Origin of the sequence: Burkholderia sp. Bp9140 (genome assembly GCF_003853425.1) — a bacterium.
Classification (GTDB): domain Bacteria; phylum Pseudomonadota; class Gammaproteobacteria; order Burkholderiales; family Burkholderiaceae; genus Burkholderia.
The window spans coordinates 53,767-70,434 of sequence record NZ_QTPQ01000027.1 but is presented as its reverse complement, the minus strand read 5'-3'; the positions used below and the strand labels follow the sequence as shown (position 1 = coordinate 70,434).

The window sequence follows — 16,668 nt, the reverse complement described above, 5'->3', positions numbered from 1 at the left end:
CACCGGATGAGCGAATCGCCCTCCGAGCGCACGCCCGTGCTGCTGCACATCGGCGCAGGCTCGTTTCACCGCGCGCACCAGGCGTGGTATCTGCATCGCGTGAACGCGGCCGTGCCGGCCGGCGAACGCTGGTCGCTGACCGTCGGCAACATCCGCGACGACATGCGCGCGACGATGGACGCGCTCGCCGCCCAACACGGCGCCTACACGCTCGAAACCGTCACGCCGCAAGGCGAGCGCGCATACGAGACGGTCCGCGCGATCTCGCGCGTGCTGCCGTGGTCGATCGACCTCGCCGCGCTGATCGACGCGGGCGCCGACCCGGCGTGCCGGATCGTGTCGTTCACCGTCACCGAAGGCGGCTACTACCTCGACGAACACAACCGGCTCGACCTCGCGAACGCCGATCTCGCGGCCGACCTGCAGGGCGCGCGCACGACGCTGTACGGCGCGCTCGCGGCACTGCTCGCCGAGCGCGCGACGCGCGGCGCGGGCCCGCTCACGCTGCAGAGCTGCGACAACCTGCGCAACAACGGCGCGCGCTTTCGCGCAGGCATGCGCGAATTCCTCGAACGGCGCGGCGCAACGGACCTGCTCGCGTGGTTCGATGCGAACGTCGCGACGCCCAGCGCGATGGTCGACCGCATCACGCCGCGCCCGACCGCCGACGTGCGCGAACGCGTGCGCGCGGCCACCGGCGTCGATGACGCGTGTCCGGTGATGGGCGAATCGTTCATCCAGTGGGTGATCGAGGACCGCTTCGCGGCCGGCCGGCCGCGCTGGGAGCTGGCCGGCGCGGAACTGGTCGACGACGTGCACCCGTACGAGGAAGCGAAGATCCGCATCCTCAACGCGACGCACAGCTGCATCGCGTGGGCCGGCACGCTCGCGGGCTGCACGTATATCCACGAGGGCACGCACGACGCGGCGATCCGCCGCTTCGCGCACGACTACGTGACGCAGGACGTGATCCCGTGCCTCAGCCCGAGCCCGCTCGATCTCGAACGCTATCGCGACGTCGTGCTCGAACGCTTCGGCAACCCGTACGTGCTCGACACGAACCAGCGCGTCGCGGCCGACGGCTTCTCGAAGATTCCCGGCTTCATCGCGCCGACGCTCGTTGAATCGTTCGCACGCGGCGCGGCGCCGGTCGCCACCGCCGTGCTGCCGGCGCTGTTCCTGCGTTTTCTCGAACGCTGGGCGCGCGGCTTGCTGCCGTATGCGTACCAGGACGGCGTGATGGACGACGGCGCCGCGCGAGCGATCGTCGAGGCCGACGACCCGGTCGTCGCGCTGTGCGCGAGCCGCCCGCTGTGGGGCTCGCTCGCCGGCAACGCGGCGCTGTTCGAGGCGCTGCGCGCCGGGCTCGCGCGCGTCGACGCATGGCTCGCGCAGCGCTGATGGGCGGCCCCGAAGCACGGCGGCCCGCCGCCCGTGCGCAGCCGCGCATCCGGGCGAACCTGCGTTGGCATGCGCGCGTGCGTGCGGCTAAAGTAGCGGCTCCTCACTGACGGAACGGATCGCTCATGTATCTCGGCATCGACCTCGGCACCTCGGAAGTCAAGGTGCTGCTGCTGGCCCCGGACGGAACCGTGGCCGGCACCGCGGGCACGCCGTTCAGCGTGTCGCGGCCGCACCCGCGCTGGGCGGAACAGCATCCGGACGACTGGTGGCAAGGCACGCTCGCCGCGCTCGCGGCACTGCGCGAACGGCACCGCCAAGCGTTCGCGCAGGTGCGCGGGATCGGCCTGTCGGGCCAGATGCACGGCGCGGTGCTGCTCGGCCGCGACGACCGCGTGCTGCGCCCCGCGATCCTGTGGAACGACATGCGCAGCGCCGACGAATGCGCGCTGCTCACCGAACGCGCGCCCGATCTGCACGCGCTGGCCGGCAACCTCGCGATGCCCGGCTTCACCGCGCCGAAACTGCTGTGGGTCGCGAAACACGAACCCGACGTGTTCGCCGCGACGGCCTGCGTGCTGATGCCGAAGGACTACCTGCGCTTCCGGCTCACGGGGGCGAAGGTCTCCGATCCGTCCGACGCGGCCGGCACGCTGTGGCTCGACGTCGCGCGCCGCGACTGGTCCGACGCGCTGCTCGCCGCGTGCGACATGACGCGCGACCAGATGCCGCGCATCGTCGAAGGCAACGCGCCGTCCGGCACGCTGCGCGCGGACGTCGCGCGCGAACTCGGGCTGTCGGAGGCCGTCGTGGTGGCGGGCGGCGGCGGCGACAACGCGACGAGCGCGCTCGGCATCGGCGCGATCCACGCCGGCGACGGCTTCGTGTCGCTCGGCACGTCGGGCGTGCTGAGCGTGGTCGGCGACCGCTTCATGCCGAATCCCGCATCGGCCGTGCATGCGTTCTGTCATGCGATCCCCGATCGTTGGCAACTGATGAGCGTCGTGCTGTCGGCCGCGAGCTGCCTGCGCTGGGTCTGCAAGCTGACGGGCACCGACGAACCGGCGCTGCTCGCCGAAATCGAGGCGCTCGACGCGGACGCGCTCGCGACGGCGCCGCTGTTCCTGCCCTACCTGTCCGGCGAACGCACGCCGCACAACGATCCGTATGCGCAGGGCGTGTTCTTCGGGATGACGCACGCGACCGAGCGCGCGCATCTCGGCTACGCGGTGCTCGAAGGTGTGACGCTCGGCCTCGCGGACGGCCTCGATGCGCTGCACGCGGCGGGCGTCGAAACCGACCGGCTGTCGCTGATCGGCGGCGGCGCGCGCAGCGCGTTCTGGGCGCAGCTGATCGCCGACGCGCTGAACGTGCGCACGCGCCAGCACGGCGGCGGCGAAACCGGTGCGGCGCTCGGCGCCGCGCGCCTGGGCTGGCTTGCCGTCGGCGGCGATCCGCTTGCCGTGCTGACCAAGCCGCCGGTGCGCGCCGAATATGCGCCCGACGCCGCACGTCATGCGCTGCTGCGCGAACGCCTCGACGCGTTCCGCTCGCTGTATCGTCATGTGCGCCCGCTTTACGAACCGTCGCGCGCGCGGCTCGCGTAAGCGCCGCGACGACGCGCGGCGGCCGTCGGCCGCGCGCCCGGCATGCGTTACAGTGGATGCCGTTGCGCCGCCCGACGGCCGGCCCAGATCCGAACCGAACCGCTATCGTGTCCAAGTCCTCAGAAAAACTCGATCTCGCCACGCGTGCCGCGTGGCTCTACTACGTCGCGGGCGACACGCAGAACGAAATCGCCGAGAAGCTGCAGGTGTCGCGCCCGGTCGCGCAGCGCCTCGTCGCGTTCGCGGTCGAGAAAAACCTGATCCGCGTGCGCGTCGATCACCAGCTCGCCGACTGTCTCGATCTCGGCGCGCAACTGTCGAAACGCTACGGACTCGCGATGTGCGAAGTCGTGCCGGTCGATGCCGACGCGCCCGAAGCGATCGACCGCAAGCTCGCAGTCGCCGGCGCGCAGGTGATGGAGCGCTACCTGAACGAAACACGGCCGATGGTGATCGCGGTCAGCAGCGGACGGACGCTGAAGGCGGCGGTCGCGCAGATCGCGCAGATCGAGCGGCCGCAGCACCGGCTCGTGTCGATGGTCGGCGCGATCGCGGCCGACGGCTCGTCGAACCGCTACGACGTCGCGCAGTACATCTCCGAGAAGACGGGCAGCAAGCACTTCCTGCTGCCCGCGCCACTGTTCGCCGACAGCGACGCCGAGCGCGCGCAATGGTGCAATCACCGGCTGTACCGGATCGTCGATGCGCTGTCGGCGCAGGCCGACGTCGCGTTCGTCGGGATCGGCAACATCGGCCCGCACTGCCCGCTCTACGAGGACGGCTTCATCACCGAACAGGAACGCGACGAGATGACCGCGCTCGGCGCGGTGGCCGAGCTGCTGGGCGTGCCGATCGATGCGCAGGGCAGGCTGGTCGACGTGTCGACGAGCGCGCGCGTGACGAGCGTCGCGCTCGACACGCCGCCGAAGCGTCCGACGATCGCGTTCGCGGGCGGCCCGAAGAAGCGCGACGCGGTGATCGCCGCGCTGCGCGGCGGCTGGCTGTCGGGGCTCGTCACCGACGAGACATGCGCACGCGCGGCACTCGAGGCGAAGGCAGCCTGACGCCGCCGGACACTTACACGGCCGCGGCCGCGCGCGGTGCCGGAAACGCATGCCGGCGCGCGCGCCACGCGCCGAGCCACGCCGCCGTCAGCAGCGCGACGAGCACCCACGGAATCGCCCTCGCGCCCGTCGCGCCGAGCAGCATCCCGCCCGCGATGCCGCCGCCCGCGATCGCGAGGTTCCACACCGTCACGAGCATCGACTGCACGACATCGGCCGCGTCGCCGGCCGCGTTCGCGGCGGCCGTCTGGAACAGCGTCGGCGCGCCGCCGAACGCGAGCCCCCACAGCGCGACACCCGCATAGACGATCGCCATTCCGGATCCGGCGCCGAGCATCGCCGCCGCGAGCGCGAACAGCGCGATGCTCGCGAGCGTCAGCCGCCGCTGCGCGGCGCCGATCCATGCGCCCGTCAGCGCGATGCCGACCAGCGACGCGACGCCGAACACGAGCAGCACCGCGTCGACCTGCGCGCCCATCCGCACGCCCGCGAGGAACGGCGCGACGTACGTGTACAGCATGTTGTGCGCGAGCACGTACGCGAACATCACGACCAGCACCGGCCGCACGCCGGGCAGCGCGAACACGCCGAGCACCGGCTCGCGCGCGCCGGCCCGCTGCCCCGGATAGTCGGGCACGCGCAGCCGGATCCAGCCGATCAGCGCGAGCGCCGCGATCGTGATGCCCGCGAACGCGATGCGCCAGCCGAACAACGCACCGAGCGCGGTGCCGGCCGGAATGCCGATCGACATCGCGACCGGCGCGCCGAGCATCGCGACCGCGATCGCCCGGCCGCGCAGCGATGCGTCGACCATCCGGCTCGCATAGCCGGCCAGCAACGCCCACAGCAGCCCGGCCGACACGCCCGCGACGAAACGGGCGGCGAGCGTGAGCGCGTAGTACGGCGACGCCGCCGTCAACGCATTCGACACGACGAAGCCGGCGAGCGCCGCGAGCAGCAGCCGGCGCCGGCGCATCGCGCGCGTCGCGGCGACGAGCGGAATCGCCGCGACGATCGAGCCGAGCGCATAGACGGTCACGAGCTGGCCGATCAGCGCCTCGGTCACGCGCAGGTCGACGCTCATCAACGGCAGCAGGCCGGCGGGCAACGCCTCGGTGAGGATCGTGATGAAACCGGCGGTGGCGAGCGCCAGCAGGTTCGCGACCGGCAGGCGTTCGCGCACCGGTGCGGACAGGCCGGACGCCCGGTCGGAGACGGAGGCGGAAGCGGAAGCGGGTATGCACTCGCTCATGTCGCGCTCCGTTCGTCGACGCCGTACACCGCATCGCGCACGTCGGTGACGAAGCGCCCGTGCATCCCTTCGTACAACGTATTGGTCAGTGCCACGACCGTCAGCCCGGCCGCGCGGTCGACGAACCACGCATGCCCGTACGCGCCGCCCCAGCGCCACGTGCCGACCGACTCCGGCGACTGCGCGGCCGCCGGATCGCGCAGCACCGAAAAGCCGAGCCCGAAGCCGAATCCCGGCGCGTCCTGCAGGTCGTGCGCCCCCGGCTGCACGCGCGACATCTCGTCGATCCAGCGGCGCGCGAGCCAGTCGTCGCGGCCGGTGCGCAGCGTATCGAGCAGCGTCATGCAGTCGCGCGCGGTGCCGACCATCCCCGCGCCGCCCGACGGCCATGCGGCCGCATCGAACGCGCGCGCCGGCGCGAAGCGGATGCCGACCGTGCCGTCGTACACCGGGACGAGATCGTCGTCGGTCATCCGGCGCGGCGCGCCCGGTGTGCTCACGTACGGCGTCGCGAAGCGCGCGGCGTCGTGCGCGAAGAATGCCGTGTCGGTCATCCCGAGCGGCGTGGTGACGAGCGCGGCCACGGCCTCGGCGAGCGGCCGGCCGTCGAGCGCCTCGATCAGCGCGCCGACCACGTCGATCGCGAGCGAGTAGTCCCACGACGTGCCGGGCGCGAACCGCAGCGGCACGCCGGCGATGCGCCGCACGTTCTCCACGAGCGACAGGCCCGCGCGGTCCATGCCGTCGGACACGCCGGCGCGCGCATACGGGCCGTCGCCGTCGGCTTCGAGGAAGCGGTAGCCGAGCCCGGCCGTATGCGACAGCAGATGACGCAACGTGATGCCGGCGCGCGTGCCGTCCGCCAGCGTCGGCTCGAACGCCGGCAACCAGCGCGCGACCGGCTCGTCGAGCCCGATACGGCCTGCCGCGACCAGCCGCATCGCGGCGGCCGTCACGATCGGCTTCGACACCGACGCGAGCCGGAACAGCGTGTCCTCCCGCATCGGCGTGCCGGCCTCGCGATCGGCGAGACCGGCCGCGCGCGCATAGCGAGGTTCGCCGTCGCGGGTGACCAGCACGACCGCGCCGACCAGACGCGCCTCGGCCAGCGCGCGATCGAGCACGGCGTCGAGGCGCTCGGGCAGCGCGGCGTCCGGTTCTGCGCGGTGGGCGGTGACAGGCAGGGATGACATGGCGTGACCTCGAACAGTGAAGGAACGCCCATCGTAGGGAGCCGGCGCAAGAAGAAAAACCGGGTTAGAGTTCCGGACACTCCGGACATCGATGTCCGCAATCGGGAACCTGTATGGAAAATCTTGGCGGCTTCGTCGTGTTCGTCCAGGTCGCGGAAACGCGCAGTTTCGTCGCGGCCGGCCGCGCGCTCGGGCTGTCGGCATCCGCGATCGGCAAACGCATCGCGCGGCTCGAGGCCCGGCTGAACGTGCGGCTGTTTCACCGCAGCACGCGCAGCATCACGCTGACGGCGGAAGGCACGCGCTTCCTGGAGCGATGCCGGCGCGTGATCGCCGAGATCGACGCGGCCGAGCAGGAGCTGACGCACAGCGCCGAAGCGCCGCGCGGGCGCCTGCGCGTGAGCCTGCCGACGATCGGCACGCTGCTGCTGCCGGTGCTCGCCGATTTCATGGCCGCCTATCCGGAGATCGAACTCGACATCGACTTCAGCGACCGGCTCGTCGACGTCGTCGAGGAAGGTTTCGACGCGGTGCTGCGCACCGGCCAGCCATCGGATTCACGACTGTCGTCGCGGCTGCTCCGCCATTTCCGCCAGCACCTCGTCGCGTCGCCCGACTACCTCGCACGGCATGGAACGCCGCGCACGCCGGCCGATCTCGCGCTGCACCGCTGCCTGCACTATCGCTTCCCGAGCAGCGGCAAGCTCGAAACCTGGCCGCTGCGCGCGCCGCGCTCGGGCACGCCGCCCGAGGTGCCCGTCGCGATGGTCAGCAACAGCGCGGAAGCGCGCCTGTGCTTCACGCTGCGCGGGCTCGGCATCGCGTGCCTGCCCGAGTTCTTCGTGCGCGACGCGCTCGACGACGGCACGCTGTGCGCGGTGCTCGACGAACACGTCGCGAGTTGCACGCCGATCTACGTGCTGTGGCCGTCAGGCCGCCATCCGACGCCGAAGCTGCGCGCATTCGTCGACTTCATGGCCTCGCACCTGCGCTTCTGACCGCTTCCGGCCGTCACGCGGCCTTCGCATGCGCGCTCAGCCGCCGCAACGCCTGTCCGTGCTCGTCGAACAGATGACAGTGCTCGGCCTGCGCATGCACGTGCAGCGCCTCGCCCGTGCGGTACGTGTCGAGCGGCGGAATCCGCGCGATCAGCCCGTCCGGCGCGACGGCCGACTCCGCATACAGATACGCGGCGTCGCCAAGCGATTCGACGGCCATCGTCCGCGCGGCGACGCCGGTCGCCGCCTGCCCCACCAGCAGATGCTCGGGCCGCACGCCGACGGTCACGGCCGCGCCGCGCTGCAGCCCCGCCGCATCGACCGCGACGCGCTGCGTCTCGCCGCTGTCGAAGCGCACCAGCGCGCCGGTCGCATCGGCCGACTCGACCGTGCCCTTCAGGAAGTTCATCTTCGGCGAGCCGATGAAGCCCGCGACGAACTGGTTGGCCGGCGCGTGATACAGCGCGTTCGGCGTGCCGACCTGCTGCACCGCGCCGCCCGACAGCACGACGATCTTGTCGGCGAGCGTCATCGCCTCGACCTGGTCGTGCGTCACGTAGATCATCGTCGTCTTCAGCTCGTCGTGCAGCCGCGCGAATTCCAGCCGCATCTTCACGCGCAGCGCCGCGTCGAGGTTCGACAACGGCTCGTCGAACAGGAACACCTTCGGCTTGCGGGTGATCGCGCGGCCGATCGCGACGCGCTGCCGCTGGCCGCCCGACAACTGCTTCGGCTTGCGGTCGAGCAGGTGATCGATGTGCAGGATCTTCGCGGCCTGCTTCACCGCCTGGTCGATCTCGGGCTTCTTCGCGCCCGCGAGCTTCAGGCCGAACGCCATGTTGTCGTACAGCGTCATGTGCGGGTACAGCGCATACGACTGGAACACCATCGCGATGCCGCGCTTCGCGCTCGGCACGTCGTTGACCTTCGCGCCGTCGATCAGCAGGTCGCCGCTCGAGATGTCCTCGAGCCCGGCGATCATCCGCATCAGCGTGGATTTGCCGCAGCCGCTCGGCCCGACGAACACGACGAATTCGCCGTCGGCGATGTCGAGGTTCACGTTGCGCAGCACTTCGGTGTCGTCGTAGCGCTTCGCGATGTTGCGCAGGAGCACGCTTGCCATGATCTGTCTCCGTTCGTTCGTGATGCGCCGCGTTCGACGCGGCGCGCAATCGTTTGTTGCTAGTTCGGCAGCACGGCGCCCGTCGCCTGCCAGCGCGCGACGTAGCCGGGCAGCTCGTGCATGTCGTCGAATACGTGACGCGCGCCGATCCCACGCAGCGCGTCGATCTGCGCGGCCGACGCATGCCCGCCGCCGACGAAGCCGAGCACGGTCATGCCGGCCGCCGCGGCCGCGGTGATGCCGGTCACGCTGTCCTCGACGACGAGGCATTGCGCGGGCACCGCGCCGAGCGCGTGCGCGGCCGCCAGATACACGTCGGGCGCGGGCTTCGGCCGCGCGACGGCGTCCGCGCAGAACAGCCGGTCGCCGAAGAAGCGCGCGAGGCCGGTGCGCGCGAGCGCCGCCGCGACATAGGCGCGGTAGCTGTTGCTCGCGCATGCCGTCGTCAGGCTGATCGCCGCGAGTGCCGCATCGATGCCGTCGACCATCGGCGCGTTGACGGCCGCCGCTTCGACCGCGCGGCGGATCGCGTCGACGTCGTCGTCCGTCAGCGTGCGGCCGACGGCCTCGCTCGCGCCGGCCAGCACGCGCTCGATGCGCAGCCCGAGCAGCGGCATCACCGCCGGACGCGCATCGACGCCCGGCCAGCGCGCGTCGAGCTCGCGCACGATCACGTCGGCGGCAACCGCCTCGCTGTCGATCAGCACGCCGTCGCAATCGCAGATCAGCACGTTCACCCCATGGCCGGCCGCGCTCATTTGACCGCCCCGAACGTGAGCCCGCGCACGAGCTGCTTCTGCGACAGCCAGCCGACGATCAGGATCGGCGCGACCGCGAGCAGGGACGCCGCGGACAGCTTCGCCCAGAACAGCCCTTCGGGGCTCGAGTACGACGCGATGAACACGGTCAGCGGCGCCGCGTTCGAGCTCGACAGGTTGATGCTCCAGAACGCCTCGTTCCACGACAGGATCACGAGCAGCAGCGCGGTGGACGCAAGCCCCGGCAGCGCCATCGGCATCAGCAGGTAGACGATCTCCTGCCACGTCGACGCACCGTCGATGCGCCCCGCTTCGAGGATGTCCTTCGGGATCTCGTTGAAATACGTGAAGGTCATCCACACCGCGATCGGCAGGTTGATCAGCGTGTAGACGATCACGAGGCCCGATACGCTATCGAGCAGCCCCGCGTTCTTCCACAGCAGGTAGATCGGCACCAGCACGCCGACCGACGGCATCATCTTGGTCGACAGCATCCACAGCAGCACCTTCTGCGTGCGGTGGTTCGGGAAGAACGCCATCGCGTACGCGGCCGGCACCGCGAACAGCAGCGAGATCACCGTGACGCCCGCCGAGATCAGCATCGAGTTCCACGCGAACCCGAAGTAGTTGCTGCGCGCGAACACCTCGCGGAAGCTGTCGAGCGTCGGCATGAAGAACAGCGTCGACGCATACGCCTGCTGCTCCGTCTTGAACGCGGTGATCGCCATCCAGAAGATCGGGAAGAACAGCAGCAGCGCGAGCAGCCACGCGAGCGCGCCGGGCAGCGCGCGCCGCACGAGGTCGAACACGGCCGGCGTGCGCCGGCCTTCGAAGGTCAGGTCGCTCATTTTTCGTATTCCCCCTTCAGGTTGCGCGCGAGCATCCGCACCAGGAAGAACGACACGACGTTCGCGACCACGACGGCGATGATCCCGCCCGCGGACGCGAGGCCGACGTCGAACTGCTGCAGGCCGAGCGCGTAGATCAGGTACGACAGGTTGGTCGTGGCATCGCCCGGGCCGCCGCCGGTGGTCGTGTAGATCTCCGCGAAGATCGACAGCAGGAAGATCGTCTCCATCATCACGACCACGGCGATCGCGCGCTTCAGGTGCGGCAGCGTGATGTAGAAGAACATCGCGATCGGGCCGGCGCCGTCGATGCGCGCGGCTTCCTTCTGTTCCTGGTCGAGCGACTGGATCGCGGTGAACAGGATCAGGAACGCGAACGGCAGCCACTGCCACGCGACGATCATGATCACGGCGGTGAGCGGGTAATCGGCGAACCAGTCGACCGGTGTCATCCCGAGCGCGCGCATCGCGTTCGCGACGAGCCCGTACACCGGGTGCAGGATCATGTTCTTCCAGATCAGCGCGGCCACCGTCGGCATCACGAAGAACGGCGCGATCGCGAGCAGGCGCGCGACGCCCTGCCCGTAGAACTTGCGGTCGAACAGCACGGCCATCAGCACGCCGCCGACCACCGTGATCGCGAGCACCGCGCCGATCAGCACGAGCGTGTGCCAGATCGCGGGCAGGAACGACGGATCGGTCGCGAGGAAGCGGTAGTTGTCGAATCCGGCGAAGCCCTTCACGTCCGGGTTCAGCAGGTTGTAGCGCGAGAACGAATACCAGATCGTCATCGCGAGCGGAATCGACATCCACAGCAGCAGCACCGCCACGGACGGCGACACGAGCCAGCTGGCGCCGCCGCGCGCGCGGCGCGGCGCGCCCGGCGGCGACGACGCATCGCCGACCGACGACGCGTGGCTCAGGGGAAGACGCAAATGACGCATGATCGGAGTCCCTCCGGTTGAGGCGCGGGCGCGCACGGGCGGCCCGCCTGTCTGCTTCGGCGACGCGCACCGTGCGCGCGCGCACGGTGCGGGCCGCGTTACTTCCTGTAGCCGGCCTGCCGGACCGCGCGGTCGGCGGCGGCCTGCCCGGCGGCGAGCGCCTGGTCGACCGTCATCTGGCCGGCCACCGCGCCCGCGATCGACTGGCCGACCACCGTGCCGAACGACTGGAATTCGGGAATCCCGACGTACTGCACGCCCGTGTACGGCACCTTCTTCAGCGACGGATCGTTCGGGTCGGCCGTCTCGATCGCCTTCAGCACGAACTCCGAGAACGGCGCGGCGGCCTTGTACTCGGCACGCTGGTAGGTCGACGTGCGCGTGCCCGGCGGCACCGACGCCCAGCCCTCGTCCTTGCCGGCCATCTCGATGTACTGCTTCGACGTCGCCCACGCGATGAACTTGCGCGCGGCGTCCTGCTGCTTCGACGTCTTCGGCACGGCCAGCGCCCACGCCCACAGCCAGTGCGAGCCCTTCGGCGTGGCGGCGACCGGCGCGGCCGCGAACCCGATCCGGTCGGCGACCTGCGACTGCTGTTTGTTATAGAGCATCCCGGCCGCGACCGTCGCATCGATCCACATCGCGCACTTGCCCGATGCGGTCAGGGTCAGGTTCTCGTTGAAGCCGTTGGAGCTCGCTCCCGGCGGCCCGTTCTTCTTCAGCAGGTTCACGTAGAAATTGATCGCCTTCTTCCATTCCGGCGACGTCAGCTGCGCGTTCCAGTTCTCGTCGAACCAGCGCCCGCCGAACGTGTTCACGACCGTCGACACGTACGCCATGTTCTCGCCCCAGCCGGCCTTGCCGCGCAGGCAGATCCCGTAGGTGCCCTTCGCCTTGTCGGTGAGCTTGTCCGCGAACTCGGCGATCTGGTCGTAGGTCGGCTGGTCGGGCATCTTGAGCCCCTTCGCCGCGAACAGGTCCTTGCGGTAGAACGTCATCGAGCTCTCGACGTAGAACGGCAGCGCAAAGAGCTGGCCGTTGTACGACAGGCTGTCGCGCGCGGTCTTCACGATGTCGTTCAGGTCGTAGTCGGCGGGCAGCCCCGTCATCGGCGCGAGCCAGCCGCGCTTGCCCCACTGCGGCGTCTCGTAGGTGCCGATCGCCATCACGTCGAACTGGCCGCTGCCGGTCGTGATGTCGGTGGTCGCGCGCTGGCGCAGCACGTTCTCCTCGAGGATCACCCAGTTCAGCTTGATGTCGGGGTTCGCCTTCTCGAACGCCGGCGACAGCTTCTTCAACTCGATCATGTCCGGGTTGTTCAGCGTCGCGATCGTCAGCGTGCCGGCGGACGCCGCGCACGCGGCCGTCGCGAGCGCGGCTCCGGCGAAGCAGCGTACGGCGGCATCGAGCATCTTTCGTTGCATGGCATGTCTCCTGTGATTGTTCGAACTGTCGTCGGTGTTGCGTGTTGCGTGTTGCGTAGTGCGTGTGTCGTGTTGCGTCGTTTCCGTTGCGGCCCGTCACGCCGGCCGCTGCATCCCGCACGCGCGCGCATAGTGCGCGATCACGTCGCGTATCCGGTGGCGCACCCACGCGCGCGGTTCCTTCGCGAGACCGCCCGCGCGGCACGCCGCGTACACGTCCGGCAGCCACTGCGCGACGAGCGTCTCGGGCACCGGCTGCCGCGCGAGGTTGTCGAACAGCTGCTCGACCGCCGCCGCGACGGCCGGCTGCAGCCAGTAGTAGCGGATCCGGTCGCTGTAGCTGAACTGGCGCGCGAGCCGCTGCTCGGTTTCGTCGCCGCGGTAGTACGGCGCCCAGTGCTCGGGCTGCGCGCGCATCGCGGCGTCGACCACGTCGCGCAAGCGCGAGCGCTGCGCGACGTCGTCGATCAGCGCGTCCTCGATGAAGGTGAGCGCGAACAGCGCCTCGCGCAGCGCGAAGGTCAGCGCGGGGCCGACCTTCAGCACCGCGAAGTGGTCGCGCACGAGCGCGGCAAGCGCGCCTTCGGTCTGGTAGTCGGTCGAATGCGCTTCGAACACGAGGCGCGGCGTGCGCAGAATGCTCGCGCCGAGCGACGCGGCCTTCGCGCTGTCGTAGTCGAGCACGTGGCGGTCGTCGAAGTCGACGCCCGGCTGCGCGACGATCGCGACCACGCGCGTCCATGCGTCGTCGAGCCCGGCCGCGGAGAAAGCGTCGCGGTGCGCGTCGAGCGTCGCGGCGATGCTGTCGCCGCGCGTGACCGCGATCCGCGCGATCGCGTCGCCGCCCGTGTCGCCCGCCACTTCGCCGCCCGGCGTCGGCACCTCGGTGCCGATCACGTAGACCGGCGCGACGCCGGTGCGCGCCGCCGCGTCTTCGGCCGCGCGGCACAGCTCGGCCGCGCGCGCGGCGATCGTGCGATCGTCGAGCCGCGCCGGATCGTCGGCGCACGCCATGCTCGCATCGAGGTGGATCTTCTCGAAGCCGGCCTCGACATACGCGGCGACCATCGCAGCCGCTTCGCGCATCGCGTCGGCCGCGCGGCGGTGCCGCCACGGGTTCGGGCCCAGGTGGTCGCCGCCCAGCACCAGCGCCGACGGCGCGAGCCCGCAGCGCTGCGCGATCGCATCGACGTCGCGCCGGAAATCGGCGGGCGTCATGCCCGTGTAGCCGCCGAGGTGGTTCACCTGGTTGCAGGTCGCCTCGATCAGGAGCGGCGAGCCGTCCGCGCGCGCGGCTTCGCACGCGGCCTCCAGCACCAGCCGGTGCGCGCTGCAGATCGAATAGATGCCGCGCTGCGCATCCGCGCGGTTCGCATCGAAGATCATCCGCAGCACGGTTTGCGCGTGCGCGGCGCGCGGACGCTCGGCAATCGTCGTCAGGCCGGACATGCGACACCTCGTTCGGTCAGGAAGCGGTCGATCTCGGCCGCGCTGCTGTTGCCCTCCATCGGGCCGCGCCGCGTGACCGCGATCGCGCCGGCCGCGTTCGCGCGGCGCAGCGCGAGATCGATCGGCAGGCCGGCGACGAGGCTCGCGACCAGCGTGCCGCCGAAGCAGTCGCCGGCGCCGGTCGGATCGAGTTCGTCGACCGGCCAGGCCGGCGCGTCGACGCGGCTCGCACGGTCGAACGCGACGCTGCCGGCCGCACCGCGCTTGAGCACGACGCGCTCGAGCAGCGGATGCGTCGCGAGCAGCCCCGCGATCGCACGCTCGGCGGGCTGCGGCCCGCAGAAAAACGGCAGGTCGGCCTCGCTCGGCAGGAACAGGTGACACGCGGCGAGCATCGCATCGAGCGCCGCGCGCATCGGCCGGAAGCTCAGCATCTCGGGCCGCACGTTCGGGTCGAACGACACCTTCGCGCCGACGCGCGCCGCCTCGATCACGCCGCGCTGCACCGCCGCGATCGCCGAGTCGCTCGTCAGCGACGAGCCCATCACGTGGAAGTAACGGCAGCCGTCGAACATCGCGGTGTCGACGTCGGATGCGTCGACGCACGCGGCCGCGCTGGTGGACAGGCTGAACACGAAGCTGCGCGAGCCGTCGTCGCGATACGCGACGAACGCGGTGCCGGTCGGACGTGCGACACGGCGGATGCGCGCGACGTCGACGCCGTCGCGCTCGAGCCGCGCGACGATCGCGTCGCCGAACGCATCGCGGCCGACGCAGCCCGCATACGCGACGCGCGCGCCGAGCCGCGCGGCCTGGTCGGCGAAGATCGCCGGCGCACCGCTCGGGAACGGTCCCGCGAACAGGCCCGGCGTGTCGAAACCCTGGCCGCGCCCGGCGGCGACGAATTCGGCCAGCAGTTCGCCGGCGACGACGATCTCGGCCATCAGGCGAGCCCTCGTTCGACGGCGGCCGCTGCGTCGCGGGCCGGCCGGCAGGTTGCGCGTGCGAGCGGCGCCATATCAGCTCATCCAGTTGCCGCCGTCGACGTTCAGCGTCTGGGCGGTGATGTAGTCGGCGTCGGCCGACGCGAGGAACAGCGCGGCGCCCGTCAGGTCGCCCGGCACGCCCATCCGGCCGAGCGGCACGGCTTCGCCGACGAGCCGCTTCTTCTCGCCGAGCGGCCGGTTCTCGTAGCGCGCGAACAGCGCATCGACCTGCTCCCACATCGGCGTGTCGACCACGCCCGGCGCGATGCCGTTCACGTTGATGCGGTGCGGCGCGAGCGCGAGCGCGGCCGACTGCGTGTAGCTGATCACCGCGGCCTTGGTCGCGCAGTAGTGCGAAACGAGCGCCTCGCCGCGACGCCCCGCCTGCGACGACATGTTGACGATCTTGCCGCCGCGGCCCTGCTCGACCATCCGCTGCGCAACCGCCTGCATCAGGAAGAACAGCCCTTTCACGTTGACCGCGAACAGCCGGTCGAACACGTCCCAGGATTCGTCGAGGATCGGGCGCATGTCGAACAGCGCCGCGTTGTTGAACAGGATGTCGATGCCGCCGAAGCGCTCGACGGCCGTCGCGACGACGCGCGCGATGTCGTCACGGCGCGTGACGTCCGCGGTGACGGCCACCGCACGGCCGGGATGCGCCTCGATCAGCCGCGCGAGCGAACCGCCCGCCGGCTTCACGTCGACCAGCACGCAGCGCGCGCCCTCGTCCAGATAGCGTTGCGCGACCGCTTCGCCGATGCCGCTTGCCGCGCCCGTCAGGATCGCGACCTTGTCTTCCAGTCTCACGGGTTGTCTCCGGTTCGTTCTGCTGCACGAAGGCCGCGAGGTGAGCGAACGCTCGCCGGCCGATCAATTGCTCTGTTGTTGATCGAATGATCGGATACGCGATTCGCGCTGTCAAGGCGACACGGCGGCTTTCGATGATGCGCTGCGGCACGGCGGCATCGGTTACGGACCCGCACGCCAATGCCGATAAGGCGCCGCGCGCCGGGTGCGGCGCGGCTGACACGGCGATGAAGGGGACGGAGCGCGTGCGCGGGGCGGAATTCGGGCTGCACGGCGGGGAGATACGTTATATCATCGCCATACTTCGTTTTATCGCCTGCTCCACGCCATGGCCACCTCATCGCCCATCGACGCCCGGCTGTCCCGGGCCGACGCATTCGCCGCCGAGCACGGGCTCGCGTGGACGCCGCTGCGCCGCCAGGTCTACGAACACGTGCTGGCCGCGCTGCGCCCGATCGGCGCGTACGACCTGCTCGCCGAGCTCGAGCCGCAGCGCGGCCGCGTGCCGCCCACGACCGTCTATCGCGCGCTGGATTTCCTCGTCGAGCACGGCTTCATCCACCGGATCGAATCGAAGAACGCGTTCTTCGCGTGCTGCGAGATCGGCGTGCCGCACGAAGGCCAGTTCCTGATCTGCGATGCGTGCGGCGAGACCGTCGAGATTCCGGGCAGCGACCTCGCGAAACAGTTGTCCGCGAGCGAGCCTGCGCACGGGTTCGAAGTCCACCACCAGGTCGTCGAGCTGAACGGCCTGTGCGGGCACTGCAAGGGCAAGCCCGCGCAACGCTGACGCCGCATCGCGCCACGCACG

At 70.7% G+C, this 16,668-nt stretch carries 15 protein-coding genes; 5 read left to right on the top strand and 10 right to left on the bottom strand.

From position 1 onward, the window contains the following. Positions 1–6: 6 nt before the first annotated feature. The 3 genes from dalD (at position 7) to DIE21_RS22410 (ending at position 4,072) form a co-directional block, all read left to right on the top strand. On the top strand, positions 7–1,401 hold the full coding sequence (dalD, locus tag DIE21_RS22420; RefSeq protein ID WP_124499774.1) for a D-arabinitol 4-dehydrogenase: 1,395 nt from the start codon (positions 7–9) through the stop codon (positions 1,399–1,401). A gap of 125 nt (positions 1,402–1,526) precedes the next feature. Continuing rightward, complete coding sequence (gene xylB, locus DIE21_RS22415) at positions 1,527–3,008, top strand: xylulokinase (RefSeq protein ID WP_124499773.1); 1,482 nt, start codon at positions 1,527–1,529, stop codon at positions 3,006–3,008. 56 nt (positions 3,009–3,064) lie between these two features. Continuing rightward, complete coding sequence (locus DIE21_RS22410; RefSeq protein ID WP_185642822.1) at positions 3,065–4,072, top strand: sugar-binding transcriptional regulator; 1,008 nt, start codon at positions 3,065–3,067, stop codon at positions 4,070–4,072. Positions 4,073–4,085: 13 nt separating this feature from the next. Here the strand turns inward: DIE21_RS22410 and DIE21_RS22405 are convergent, their stop codons facing one another. Together DIE21_RS22405 and DIE21_RS22400 are read right to left on the bottom strand one after the other, a co-directional pair. Further along, positions 4,086–5,324: an MFS transporter gene (locus tag DIE21_RS22405; RefSeq protein ID WP_124499771.1), complete on the bottom strand. Its 1,239-nt coding sequence runs from the start codon at positions 5,322–5,324 to the stop codon at positions 4,086–4,088. Beyond that, complete coding sequence (locus DIE21_RS22400; protein WP_124499770.1) at positions 5,321–6,517, bottom strand: serine hydrolase; 1,197 nt, start codon at positions 6,515–6,517, stop codon at positions 5,321–5,323. Before DIE21_RS22400 ends, DIE21_RS22405 begins: the two co-directional genes overlap by 4 nt. A gap of 113 nt (positions 6,518–6,630) precedes the next feature. Here DIE21_RS22400 and DIE21_RS22395 point away from each other — a divergent pair, with 113 nt between their 5' ends. Continuing rightward, positions 6,631–7,515, top strand: a complete 885-nt coding sequence (locus tag DIE21_RS22395; protein ID WP_124499769.1) for a LysR family transcriptional regulator — start codon at positions 6,631–6,633, stop codon at positions 7,513–7,515. 13 nt (positions 7,516–7,528) lie between these two features. On the opposite strand, the gene DIE21_RS22390 is transcribed toward DIE21_RS22395, so the two are convergent. From DIE21_RS22390 to DIE21_RS22355, 8 genes are all read right to left on the bottom strand, one after another. Further along, positions 7,529–8,638, bottom strand: coding sequence for an ABC transporter ATP-binding protein (locus DIE21_RS22390; protein WP_124499768.1), 1,110 nt, complete (start codon positions 8,636–8,638; stop codon positions 7,529–7,531). 59 nt (positions 8,639–8,697) lie between these two features. Beyond that, entirely contained in the window at positions 8,698–9,396 is a 699-nt protein-coding gene (locus tag DIE21_RS22385; RefSeq protein WP_124499767.1) for an HAD family phosphatase, read from the bottom strand. Then, positions 9,393–10,244 carry a carbohydrate ABC transporter permease gene (locus tag DIE21_RS22380; protein WP_124499766.1) on the bottom strand — a complete coding sequence of 284 codons (852 nt, stop codon included), beginning with the start codon at positions 10,242–10,244 and terminating at the stop codon, positions 9,393–9,395. Before DIE21_RS22380 ends, DIE21_RS22385 begins: the two co-directional genes overlap by 4 nt. After that, positions 10,241–11,188: a carbohydrate ABC transporter permease gene (locus tag DIE21_RS22375; protein ID WP_124499765.1), complete on the bottom strand. Its 948-nt coding sequence runs from the start codon at positions 11,186–11,188 to the stop codon at positions 10,241–10,243. Before DIE21_RS22375 ends, DIE21_RS22380 begins: the two co-directional genes overlap by 4 nt. 98 nt (positions 11,189–11,286) lie before the next feature. After that, a complete protein-coding gene (locus DIE21_RS22370) occupies positions 11,287–12,612 on the bottom strand; it encodes a sugar ABC transporter substrate-binding protein (RefSeq protein ID WP_124499764.1) in 1,326 nt (441 codons plus the stop codon). A 96-nt stretch (positions 12,613–12,708) separates the two neighbouring features. Beyond that, complete coding sequence (locus DIE21_RS22365; protein ID WP_124499763.1) at positions 12,709–14,061, bottom strand: D-tagatose-bisphosphate aldolase, class II, non-catalytic subunit; 1,353 nt, start codon at positions 14,059–14,061, stop codon at positions 12,709–12,711. Beyond that, a complete protein-coding gene (locus tag DIE21_RS22360) occupies positions 14,049–15,005 on the bottom strand; it encodes a sugar kinase (RefSeq protein ID WP_124499762.1) in 957 nt (318 codons plus the stop codon). The genes DIE21_RS22365 and DIE21_RS22360 overlap by 13 nt, the downstream gene beginning before the upstream one ends. 75 nt (positions 15,006–15,080) lie before the next feature. Beyond that, entirely contained in the window at positions 15,081–15,857 is a 777-nt protein-coding gene (locus tag DIE21_RS22355; protein ID WP_124499761.1) for an L-iditol 2-dehydrogenase, read from the bottom strand. Positions 15,858–16,185: 328 nt separating this feature from the next. On the opposite strand from DIE21_RS22355, the gene DIE21_RS22350 reads away from it, so the two are divergent. Further along, a complete protein-coding gene (locus DIE21_RS22350; RefSeq protein ID WP_124499760.1) occupies positions 16,186–16,647 on the top strand; it encodes a Fur family transcriptional regulator in 462 nt (153 codons plus the stop codon). Positions 16,648–16,668 lie beyond the last annotated feature (21 nt).